8 protein-coding genes are annotated in these 11,819 nt (G+C 69.3%); 6 read left to right on the top strand and 2 right to left on the bottom strand.

Features of this window, described 5'->3' with window-relative positions:
- A partial coding sequence (locus GEV10_10675) for an IS982 family transposase (GenBank protein ID MQA78922.1) occupies positions 1-110 on the top strand: 110 nt, incomplete at its 5' end.
- A gap of 79 nt (positions 111-189) precedes the next feature.
- Here the strand turns inward: GEV10_10675 and GEV10_10680 are convergent.
- Entirely contained in the window at positions 190-1,083 is an 894-nt protein-coding gene (locus GEV10_10680) for a PAC2 family protein (GenBank protein ID MQA78923.1), read from the bottom strand.
- Between the two features lie 215 nt (positions 1,084-1,298).
- On the opposite strand from GEV10_10680, the gene metH reads away from it, so the two are divergent.
- Entirely contained in the window at positions 1,299-4,775 is a 3,477-nt protein-coding gene (gene metH / locus GEV10_10685) for a methionine synthase (protein ID MQA78924.1), read from the top strand.
- Positions 4,776-4,887: 112 nt separating this feature from the next.
- On the opposite strand, the gene GEV10_10690 is transcribed toward metH, so the two are convergent.
- Entirely contained in the window at positions 4,888-6,177 is a 1,290-nt protein-coding gene (locus tag GEV10_10690; protein ID MQA78925.1) for an amino acid permease, read from the bottom strand.
- Positions 6,178-6,319: 142 nt separating this feature from the next.
- Here GEV10_10690 and GEV10_10695 point away from each other — a divergent pair, with 142 nt between their 5' ends.
- The 4 genes from GEV10_10695 to GEV10_10710 all read left to right on the top strand — a co-directional run bounded on the left by GEV10_10695 (position 6,320) and on the right by GEV10_10710 (position 11,816).
- Positions 6,320-7,975 carry an ABC transporter substrate-binding protein gene (locus GEV10_10695; protein ID MQA78926.1) on the top strand — a complete coding sequence of 552 codons (1,656 nt, stop codon included), beginning with the start codon at positions 6,320-6,322 and terminating at the stop codon, positions 7,973-7,975.
- A gap of 122 nt (positions 7,976-8,097) precedes the next feature.
- Positions 8,098-9,765 carry an ABC transporter substrate-binding protein gene (locus tag GEV10_10700; protein ID MQA78927.1) on the top strand — a complete coding sequence of 556 codons (1,668 nt, stop codon included), beginning with the start codon at positions 8,098-8,100 and terminating at the stop codon, positions 9,763-9,765.
- A gap of 129 nt (positions 9,766-9,894) precedes the next feature.
- Positions 9,895-10,902 carry an ABC transporter permease subunit gene (locus GEV10_10705; protein MQA78928.1) on the top strand — a complete coding sequence of 336 codons (1,008 nt, stop codon included), beginning with the start codon at positions 9,895-9,897 and terminating at the stop codon, positions 10,900-10,902.
- The gene (locus tag GEV10_10710; GenBank protein MQA78929.1) at positions 10,899-11,816 is read left to right on the top strand and encodes an ABC transporter permease subunit; all 918 of its coding nucleotides are present in this window, start codon (positions 10,899-10,901) and stop codon (positions 11,814-11,816) included. Before GEV10_10705 ends, GEV10_10710 begins: the two co-directional genes overlap by 4 nt.
- The last annotated feature ends 3 nt before the right edge of the window (positions 11,817-11,819 follow it).

The raw sequence follows: 11,819 nt of genomic DNA on the forward strand, positions 1-11,819 counted from the left end.
GGGTATTCACCCGAGTCGCCCAACGCCTGCTGGCCATGGCCGCCGGGATCTGGCACAACTGGACCACCGGCGTCACCAGCAAACGATCACTCACCGCCTACGACCACTGACCAGCAGCTTCACGGAATCATTCATCTAGGTGGTGGCCATGGCCGCCGGCTATTCGGACGTAAGGACCCGGACCGACGGTCAGATCGGGCTGGTGGGGCCGCCGAGTCCGTAGCCGCGTCCGTCGCCGTGCTGGCGGCGCTTGAGGTAGCGCTCGAACTCCTTGGCGATCGCCTCGCCGGAGGCCTCGGGCAGCTCGGCGGCGTCGCGCTGCTCCTCCAGGGCCTCGACGTACTCGCGGACCTCGGCGTCCTCGCGGGCGAGCTCGTCGACGCCGCGCTGCCAGGCCTCGGACTGCTCGGGCAGCTCGCCGAGCGGGATCGGCGTGTCGACGAGGTCCTCGATGCGGCGCAGGAGGGCGACCGTGGCCTTGGGGCACGGCGGCGGCGCGACGTAGTGCGGGACGGCCGCCCAGAACGACACGGCACGGAGTCCGGCGTCGGTCGCCGCGCTCTGCAGGACGCCGACGATGCCGGTGGGGCCCTCGTACCTGGAGGGCTCGAGCGACAGGGACGTGCCGAGGTCGGCGTTGCTCGTGTTGCCGGTGACGGGCACCGGGCGGGTGTGCGGAGCGTCGGCGAGCAGCGCACCGAGCGTGACGACGGTGTGGACGCCGAGCTCCTCGGCGAGCCCGAGGATGTCGGCGCAGAACTGCCGCCAGCGCATCGAGGGCTCGATGCCGCGCACCAGGACGATGTCGTGTGGCGCCAGCGGCGGCCGGGCGACGGACAGTCGGGTGGACGGCCACGCGATGGTGCTGGTGACGCCGTCGTCCTCGAGCGACACCTGCGGCCGGTTGACCTGGAAGTCGTAGTAGTCCTCGGGGTCGAGCGCCGCGAACGGCTGCGCCTTCCACGTCTGTTCGAGGTGCTCGACCGCTCCCGTCGCGGAGTCGGCCGCGTCGTTCCACCCCTCGAACGCGCAGATGAGGGTCGGCTCGACGAGCTCGGGCAGTCCACCCTCGACCTCGATCAACGGCCCTCCTCCGATCGTCGCGATCCGCTCGACCGGGCCACCCTACGCCGGGACGGGGCGTCACCGTCGGGCATCGTTCCCGGGGCTCGTTTTTCCCTGACCCCTTAAACTGAACTCTTGCCCTGTCCACGACACCGAGGAGAATCGTGCCCGCTCCTACCGCAGCCGACCTTCGACACGCCCTGCGCGAACGCGTGGTGGTTGCCGACGGAGCGATGGGGACGATGCTCCAGGCGGCGGATCCGAGCCTCGACGACTTCGAGGGTCACGAGGGCTGCAACGAGATCCTCAACGTTACCAGGCCGGACGTCGTGCGATCGGTGCACGACGAGTACCTCGCGGTAGGCGTCGACGCGATCGAGACCAACACGTTCGGCGCCAACCTGGGCAACCTCGGCGAGTACGACATCCCCGAGCGCATCGAGGAGCTCGCCGAGGCGGGCGCGCGCATCGGACGCGAGGCGACCGACGCCTGGTCGACCCCCGAGCACCCGAGGTGGACGATCGGCTCGGTCGGTCCCGGCACCAAACTGCCGACGCTCGGTCACGTGCCGTTCGCCGTCCTGCGCGACGCCTACCAGCGGCAGGCCGAGGGCATGCTCGCGGGTGGCGTGCACGCCGTGCTGGTGGAGACCGCCCAGGACCTCCTGCAGGCCAAGGCCGCGGTGATCGGCATGAAGCGGGCGATCGCCGCCGCGGGTGCCGACGTCCCCGTCTTCGTCCAGGTGACGATCGAGACCAACGGCGCGATGCTGCTCGGCTCGGAGATCGGGGCCGCGCTCACCGCGCTCGAACCACTCGACGTCGACCTGATCGGCCTGAACTGCGCGACCGGCCCGCAGGAGATGAGCGAGCACCTCCGTTACCTCGCGAGGCACTCGCGAGTCGATCTGTCCTGCATGCCGAACGCCGGGTTGCCCCAGCTCGGTCCGAACGGCGCGTGGTACCCGCTGAGCCCCGAGGAGCTCGCCGACGCGCACGAGACGTTCACCCGTGACTTCGGGCTCTCGCTCGTCGGTGGCTGCTGTGGCACCACACCCGAGCACCTGCGGCAGGTCGTCGAGCGGGTACGCGGCAAGGACCTCGCCACGCGCAAGGTAAGGCACGAGGCAGGTACGTCGTCGCTGTACCAGCACGTGCCCTTCCGGCAGGACACCACGTTCCTCACGATCGGTGAGCGCACCAACGCGAACGGTTCGCGCCAGTTCCGCGACGCGATGCTGGAGGACCGGTGGGACGCGTGCGTCGACATCGCGCGCGACCAGATCCGTGACGGCGCCCACCTGCTCGACGTCTGCATCGACTACGTCGGCCGCGACGGCGTCGCCGACATGCGTGCGGTCGCGGGCCGGCTGGCGACGGCGTCGACGCTGCCCGTCGTCCTCGACTCCACCGAGCTGGCGGTCGTCGAGGCCGGGCTCGAGATGCTCGGCGGTCGGTGCGTCATCAACTCCGTGAACTACGAGGACGGCGACGGACCCGACTCGCGCATCGCGAAGATGATGCCGCTGGTCCGTGAGTTCGGTGCAGGGGCCGTCGCCCTGACGATCGACGAGGAGGGCCAGGCGCGCACGACCGAGTGGAAGGTGCGGGTCGCCGAGCGGCTGATCACGGACCTCACCCAGAACTGGGGCATGCGCACCGAGGACATCATCATCGACTGCCTGACCTTCCCCATCGCGACGGGCCAGGAGGAGACCCGGCGCGACGGGATCGCCACGATCGAGGCGATCAAGGAGGTCAAGAAGCGGTTCCCCGACGTGCAGACGACGCTCGGTGTCTCGAACATCTCGTTCGGGCTCAACCCCGCGGCGCGGATCGTCCTCAACTCGGTGTTCCTGCACGAATGCGTGCAGGCAGGCCTCGACTCGGCGATCGTCCACGCCAGCAAGATCCTGCCGATAGCGCGCATCCCCGAGGACCAGCGCAACGTCGCGCTCGACCTCGTGTACGACCGTCGCCGCGAGGGCTACGACCCGCTGCAGGTGATGCTCGACATGTTCACCGGCGTCGACGCCCAGGCACAGCGGGCGTCGCGCGCGGAGGAGCTCGCCGGCCTGCCGCTGGGGGAGCGGCTGCAGCGCCGGATCATCGACGGTGAGGCGAAGGGTCTCGAGGACGACCTCGACGCGGCGATGAAGGACCGCTCGCCGCTCGAGATCATCAACAACGAGCTGCTCGAGGGCATGCGTGTCGTCGGCGAGCTCTTCGGCTCCGGTCAGATGCAGCTGCCGTTCGTGCTGCAGTCGGCCGAGGTGATGAAGACCGCGGTCGCCTATCTCGAACCGCACATGGAGTCGACCGACGACGACGGCAAGGGCACGATCGTGCTCGCGACCGTCAAGGGCGACGTGCACGACATCGGCAAGAACCTCGTCGACATCATCATGTCGAACAACGGCTACACGGTCGTCAACCTCGGCATCAAGCAGCCGGTGTCGGCGATCCTGCAGGCCGCCGACGAGCACAACGCCGACGCGATCGGCATGTCGGGGCTGCTGGTGAAGTCGACCGTGATCATGAAGGAGAACCTCGAGGAGATGAACACCCGCGACGTCGCGTCGCGGTGGCCCGTCCTCCTCGGCGGCGCCGCGCTGACCAGGGGCTACGTCGAGCAGGATCTCGCCGACGTCTTCGACGGCGACGTGCGCTACGCGCGCGATGCGTTCGAGGGCCTGCGCCTGATGGACGCGCTGATGGCCGTCCGCCGCGGTCATGTTCCCCCCGAGGCCATGCCGGGCGGCGGTGACGACGGCAAGGCCAAGGAGCGCCGCGCCAGGCGTGAACGGTCGAAGCGCATCGCCGAGCAACGTCGCGCGGCGGAGGAGGCCGAGGAGACGGAGCTGCCGAAGCGCTCCGATGTCGCGGTGGACAACCCCGTACCGACCCCGCCGTTCTGGGGTGACCGGATCGTCAAGGGCGTCGCGCTCGCCGATTACTCGGCACTGCTCGACGAGCGCGCGACCTTCATGGGCCAGTGGGGCCTGCGCGGCGCGCGCGGCGGCAAGGGCCTGTCGTACGAGGAGCTCGTCGAGACCGACGGCCGCCCGCGACTGCGCTACTGGGTCGACCGGCTGCAGACCGAGAACGTCCTCGAGGCGGCCGTGGTCTACGGCTACTACCCGTGCGTCAGCAAGGACGACGACCTCGTCGTGCTCACCGAGGACGGCGGCGAGAGCTGCCGGTTCACCTTCCCGCGGCAGCGTCGTGAGCGCCGACTGTGCCTCGCCGACTTCTTCCGCGCCGAGGACAGCGGCGAGCGCGACGTCGTGGGCTTCACCCTCGTGACCGTCGGCAACAGGATCAGCGAGTACGCGAACGAGCTGTTCGCCGCCAACGCCTACCGCGACTACCTCGAGGTGCACGGGCTCTCGGTGCAGCTGACCGAGGCCCTCGCGGAGTACTGGCACCGGCGCATGCGCCAGGAGCTGCAACTCCCCGACGGCACCGCACTGGCCGCCGAGGACCCTGACGACGTCGAGGAGTTCTTCAAGCTCGGCTACCGCGGCGCCAGGTTCTCCCTCGGCTATGGCGCGTGCCCCGACCTCGAGGACCGGGCGAAGATTGTCACGCTGCTGAAGCCGGAGCGCATCGGCGTCGAGCTCTCGGAGGAGTTCCAGCTCCACCCGGAGCAGTCGACCGACGCGATCGTCCTGCACCACCCCGAGGCGAAGTACTTCAACGCCCGCTGACCCGCTCGCTCTCCTGTCCCCGCCTTGTCCCGTTGATCACGTTAACGTGATCAACGGGGACTTCACCTCGTGCCGGGACGAGGTGAGGTCCACGTTCGCTGGGTTAACGTGATCATTTCCGAGGGGCGCCAGGGCGGCGGCGGCGGACCGTGAGGGTCACGGCGCGGACCACCAGGCCCACGGCGAAGACGGCCAGGCCCGTTAGTACCGCGGTGCGCGGGAGGGTCGCGGCCAGGCCCAGGCAGCCGAGCAGGCCGAGCACGTTGAGGGCGCGGGGCCAACGGCGCTGGTCGGCGGGCTGGGTGAACGCGGCGACGTTCGCGACGGCGTAGTAGACGAGCACGCCGAACGACGAGAAGCCGATCGCGTGGCGCAGGTCGGTGGAGACCACGAGCGCCCCCACCACCGCGGCGAGTGCGACCTCGGCGCGGTGCGGCACGTGGGTGCGGGGGTGGATCGCCGCGAGGCGGTGGGGGAGGTCGCGTTCCCTGGCCATGGCCAGCGCGGTACGGCCGACGCCGGCCATGAGCGCCAGCAGCGCGCCGAGGGCCGCCAGGGCCGCGCCGACCCTGACCACGGGCTCGACCGCGGGGACACCCGCGGTGCCGGCGGCCGCGGCGAGCGGTGACGCGGTGCCGGCGAGCCCGTCGGGACCGGCGACGAGCAGCGCGGCGACCGCCACGACGGCGTAGACGCCGACGGCGACGAGCAGGGCGAGCGGGATCGCCCGCGGCAGGGTGGTCGCCGGGTCGCGGACCTCCTCGCCCATCGTCGCCATCCGCGCGTACCCGGCGAACGCGAAGAACAGCAGGCCTGCCGCCTGCAGGATCCCGTACGCGCCGGCCGGACCGCCCGGCCGCCACTCCGCGAGGTGGCCGGCGTCCGCCGTACCGCTGCCGAGCATCGCCGCCACGAACACCGCCAGGGCGAGCAGGGTGCAGGTGACGAGGATCCGCGCCGCGGTGACCGTCCGGGTGACGCCGCGGTAGTTCAGGGCCGCCAACGCGATCACGGCGACGAGCGCGACCCCGCGACGCAGCCAGTCGGGTCCGGGGACGGCGTACGACGCGAAGGTCAGCGCCATCGCGGCGCACGAGGCGGTCTTGCCGACGACGAAGCCCCAGCCTGCGACGAACCCCCACCAGTGACCGAGGCGTTCGCGGCCGTAGACGTACGTGCCGCCCGACACGGGATACGCGGCGGCGAGCTGGGCGGAGGAGACGGCGTTGCAGTACGCGACGAACGCTGCGACCGCGAGGCCGGCGAGCAGGCCGGCACCCGCCGCGTCCGCCGCGGGACCGAAGACCGCGAAGACGCCGGCGCCGATCATCGAGCTCAGCCCGATGACGACCGCGTCACCGGTGCCGAGCCGCCTGGCGAGCTCACCGGGTCGCGACGTCATGAGAGTCCTCCACGAGGTCGGGATGAGTGACCGTCTGGCCACCGTCCGAGACGAACGCTCCGTCTCACGTCTCGCCCGACGACCACCAGGCCGGTACGTTACCGATCGTCCAGTCGCTGGTCGGGGACGGAGGTGGTCGTCGATGCTGGTCGGTCGGAGGGTCAGGGCGAGGTCCGCGGTGTTCGTCGCGGTCGCCGCCCTGGTCGCGGGCGTGGCGGGATGCGCGGGCGGCGACGGCGTGGGTGGCGACGGGGCAGGCGACTCAGGCGACACCCTGGTGCTCGGCACTGCGGCCGACCCGGTGACGCTCGACGGCACGTTCGTCACCGACGGTGAGTCGATGCGGCCGATCCGGCAGATCTTCGACACGCTCGTCACCCACGAGCCCGGCGGCGCACGGGTCGTGCCGTCGCTCGCCGAGCGGTGGGAGAACTCCAGGGGCGGGAAGACCTGGACGTTCCACCTCGAGGACGACGTCACCTTCACCGACGGCACGACCCTCGACGCCGAGGCGGTGTGCGCCAACTTCGACCGCTGGTTCGGCTTCCGCGACGCGGTCACGCAGACGTCCGCCTCGTACTTCCAGACGGTGTTCGGCGCGTTCGCCGACAAGAAGGCCGACGGCATCTACGGGTCGTGCGCGGCGGACGACGCCACCACCGTCACGCTGAACCTCACCAGGCCGTCCGCGTCGCTGCTGGCCGCGCTCACCCTGCCCGCGTTCGCCATCGCGAGCCCGACCGCGCTGGAGAAGTACCAGGCCGACAAGGTCGGCGGCTCGCCCGATCAGCCCCGCTTCGAGGGCACCTTCGGCAACAAGTACCCGATCGGCAGCGGCCCGTTCAAGCTGGCGAGCTGGAGCCGCGGCGACAAGCTGGTGCTCGTCCGCAACGACGACTACTGGGGTCGCAAACCGAGGCTCGCGAAGGTCGTGCTCAAGCCGATCGCCGACAACGCGGCACGCCGGCAGGCGCTGGAGACCGGTGCGATCGACGGGTACGAGGACGTGCCGCCCAGTGACGTGTCGGCGCTGCGCGACAAGGACTTCCAGATGCTCGAGCGCCCGGCGTTCACGGTCGCGTACATCGGCTTCAACCAGAAGAAGAAGCCGCTCGACAACCTGAAGATCCGCCAGGCGATCGCGTACGCGATCGACCGCAAGGCGCTGATCAGGGCGAAGTACGGCAGTAGCGCGGTGGTGGCCGACCAATTCCTGCCGAAGGACCTGTTCGGCTACGCCCCGAAGGTCCAGCGGTACGCCCACGACCCCGCCAAGGCGAAACAGTTGATCAAGGAGTCCGGCGTCCGCGACCCGACGCTGGAGTTCTGGTACCCAACCAACGTCAACCGCTCGTACATGCCCGACCCACAGGCGAACTTCCAGGCGTTCACACGCGATCTGGAGGCGGTCGGCTTCACCGTGGTACCGAAGACCGCGCCGTGGGACTCCGGGTACCTGACCGCACGCAGCGGCGGCAGGGCGCCGATGTCGCTCAGCGGCTGGATCGCGGACTTCCCCGACCCCGACAACTTCCTCGGGTCGTTCTTCCTGGCCAGTGACCCGGGAGCGATGAACCCGGGCGCCGACGTACGGAAAGCACTCGTGGAAGCACGCTCGGAGACCGACCAGGCGAAGCGCACCGGCATGTACCAGGAGATCAACCGCACGATCATGGAGCGGCTGCCCGGGATCCCGTACGCCAGCACGGGATCGGTGATCGCTCTCGACCCGAAGGTGAAGGGGTACAAGGCCGGCCCGGTGGGCGGAGACAGCTACGTCGACCTCAGTGTGGGTTGAATCGTTATCTCATCGGGACAGACTACGGACTGCCCACATGTTGGCCGCGGCTGGCGCGGCCGACTAGTGTGCGGCGAGATCTGCGCGCCGAGATCCGGTGCACGTCCAGTTCGAGGTGAGCTATGCAGCGAATCATGACCCGGTCCAAGGCGATGATCGGGATCGCGTTGGCCGGCTTGTTGGCCGTCACCGCGGCCGGCTGCGCCGGTGGCGACGACGGCAGCAACGGCAGCGAAGGTGGCGGCGACGCCGCGTCGACGTTCGTGTACGCCGCGTCGGCCGACCCGATCACGCTGGACGGTGCGTACGTCAGCGACGGCGAGTCGCTGCGACCGATCCGACAGATCTTCGACACGCTCGTCACGACCAAGCCGGGCACCACCACCCTCGCGCCTCAACTCGCGAAGTCGTGGAAGCCCGACGCGTCCAGCAAGGTCTGGACCTTCAACCTCGAGGAGGGCGTCAAGTTCACCGACGGCACCGCCCTCGACGCGGACGCCGTCTGTGCGAACTTCGAGCGGTGGTTCGGCTTCAAGAGCCCCGCACAGCAGACCGCGGCGTACTACTGGGCGACCGTGTTCACCAGCTTCAAGGACAAGGCGAAGGACAGCCTGTTCAAGTCGTGCGAGGCCACGGACGCCACGACGGTCGTCGTGTCCCTGACCAAGGGTTCCGCGTCGTTCATCTCGGCGATGACGATGCCGTCGTTCTCGATCGCGAGCCCGACCGCGTTGGAGAAGTACAAGGCCGACGAGGTCGGCGGGTCGCCGGAGCAGCCGCAGTTCAAGGGCACCTTCGGCAACAAGAACCCGATCGGCAGCGGGCCGTTCATGCTGGAGAGCTGGAACCGCGGCGACAAGCTGACGCTCGTCCGCAACGACGACTACTGGGGCAAGAAGGCGTCACTCGAGAAGGTCATCGTCCGGTCGATCCCGGACGGCACCGCTCGTCGCCAGGCGCTGGAGTCCGGCGAGATCGACGGCTACGACAACGCGGCCCCCGGCGACATCCAGCCGCTGAAGGACAAGGGCTTCCAGCTCCTCGAACGCCCCGCCTTCAACGTCGCCTACGTCGGCTTCCAGCAGGAGAAGAAGCCGTTCGACGACCCGTTGGTACGGCAGGCCGTCGCCCACGCGCTCAACAAGAAGGCCCTGCTCAAGGCCAAGTACCCGCCAGGCGCGCAGGAGGCCAAGGAGTTCGTCCCGCCGACGCTGAACGGCTTCGCCGACGACGTGCCGACGTACGACTACGACCCGGCAAAGGCGAAGCAGCTGCTGAAGCAGTCGGGCGACCCGAACCCCACCGTGGAGTTCTGGTACCCGACGAACGTCTCCCGCCCTTACATGCCCGACCCGCAGGCGAACTTCCAGGCCTTCAAGCGCGACCTGGAGGCGGTCGGCTTCAAGGTGAAGCCGAAGAGCATGCCGTGGGACAGCGGCTACACCACCACCCTGCAGGCCGGCAGGGCGCCGATGTACCTGCTGGGCTGGAACGGCGACTTCGGTGACGCGGACAACTTCATCGGCACCTTCTTCCAGGGTGACCAGCCGCAGTTCGGCGTGAAGAAGTCCTCGAAGATGACCGAGCTGCTCAACGCGGCGGAGACCGAGACCGACCCCGCCAAGCGCACCGAGATCTATAAGGACGCCAACCGCGAGATCATGAAGAACGTGCCAGGCGTGCCGTACGTCAACGTCGTCGGGTCGATCCCGCTCGACAAGAAGGTGAAGGGCTACGTGCCCGACCCGCTGACCAACGAGCGGTTCAACACCATCACGATCGAGGAGTGACGGCAGGCGCCGAGAACGCGAGAGCGAACCGGAGCCGGGGGTCGCGGAGCGAGCACGACCGCGACCCCCACTCGTGGTGAGCCGGGGAGGCGAGCGCACATGATCCTGGGTACCGGGTAGGGGAGCCTCGTGGCGAAGTTCATCGTCCGGCGGCTCCTGCTGCTCATCCCGATCCTGTTCGGGGTGTCGGTCCTGATCTTCCTGTGGGTGCACAGCCTGCCGGGGACGACGGCGCAGGCGATCCTGGGGGAGAAGGCGACACCGGAGTCCATCGCGTCGTTCAACCGTGCGTACGGGCTCGACCGCCCGCTGTGGGAGCAGTACGTCAACTTCCTCGGCCGGGCCGTGCGGCTCGACTTCGGGGTGTCGGTGCAGACCCAGCAGCCGGTGTGGGACGAGATCAACCGCAGATTCCCTGCCACGATCGAGCTGTCGCTGGCGGGCCTGCTGTTCGCGGTGCTGATCGGGGTCCCGCTCGGCTACATGGCCGCACGCCGGTACGGGTCGTGGCTCGACAACGTCCTGGTGAGCTCGTCGCTGCTCGGCGTCGTGATCCCGGTGTTCGTGCTCGGTTACCTGCTGAAGTACGTGTTCGCGGTGAAGTTCGGCTGGCTGCCGGACAGCGGACGCCAGGACATCAGGCTCGACTCGCCTCATCCGACCGGCTTCTACGTCCTCGACGGGTTACTCACGGGCAATATCGGGGCGTCCTTCGACGCCTTCAAGCACCTGATCCTGCCCGGCATCGCGCTCGGCACCATCCCGCTGGCGATCGTGGCACGCATCACGCGGGCATCGGTGCTCGACGTCGTCAACGAGGACTACGTGCGCACCGCCGAGGCGAAGGGTCTGACCCGGGGCACCGTGCGGCAGCGGCACATCCTGCGCAACGCGATGCTCCCCGTGGTGACGATCATCGGCCTGCAGGCCGGCCTGTTGCTGTCTGGCGCGATCCTGACCGAGACGGTGTTCGCGATACCCGGCATGGGCTCGTTCATGAAGGACGCGATCTTCAAACACGACTACTCGACCATCGAGGGCTTCATCCTGTTCAGCTCGGTGATCTATGTCCTCATCAACCTCGCGGTCGACATCGCGTACGGCCTGCTCGATCCACGGGTCAGGGTGCGAACGTGAGCATCTCCGAGGCCGAAGCCGCGGTCGACGAGAGCGGCGGCAGGGGTGACGAGCCGCGCGGCGGGCTGGTGCGTGACGCGCTCACCAGGCTGCGGCGCAACCCGGCGGCGATCATCGGCGCGGTGTTGGTGCTGGTGTTCTTCTTCGTGGCGATCTTCGCGCCGCTGCTCGCGCCGTACGAGCCCGACGCCGCCGACCTCGACGCGATCAGGCCGAGCTTCGTGCCGGGCCCGTCCGCCGAGCACTGGCTCGGGCTCGACACCCAGGGTCGCGACGAGCTGTCCCGGTTGATCTACGGGGCGCGGCAGTCGCTGCTCGTCGCAGTGGTGTCGCTGCTGTTGGGCGCCACGGTCGGCTCGACTCTCGGGCTGCTGGCAGGCGCGTTCGGCGGCTGGGTCGACAACCTCGTGATGCGGATCGTCGACATCATGCTCGCCGTCCCCGGCCTGCTGTTCGCGATCGGCGTGGCGGCCGCGATCGGCGCCAGCCTGAAGGCGGTGATGATCGCGATCGCGGCGGTCAACGTCCCGGTCTTCGCGCGGCTGCTGCGCGGGTCGATGCTGGCGCAGCGCGAGTCCGACTACGTGCTCGCGGCGCGGTCGATCGGCATCCGCCGCCGCGACATCACCCTCAAGCACGTCCTGCCGAACTCCGTCTCGCCCGTCATCGTGCAAGGCACGCTGACCCTGGCGACGGCCATCGTCGACGCGGCCGGCCTGTCGTTCCTCGGCCTGGGCAGCGCCGACCCGTCGGTCCCCGAGTGGGGTCGGATGCTGACGGAGATGCAGGAGGCGTTGACGTACGCGCCGCAGCTCGCGGCGTTCCCGGGGCTGGCGATCGTGCTGGCGGCGCTGGGATTCACGCTGCTCGGAGAGGCTCTACGCGAGGCCCTGGACCCGAAATTCAGGAGGTGACCG

This window comes from Streptosporangiales bacterium (assembly GCA_009379955.1).
GTDB lineage: Bacteria > Actinomycetota > Actinomycetes > Streptosporangiales > WHST01 > WHST01.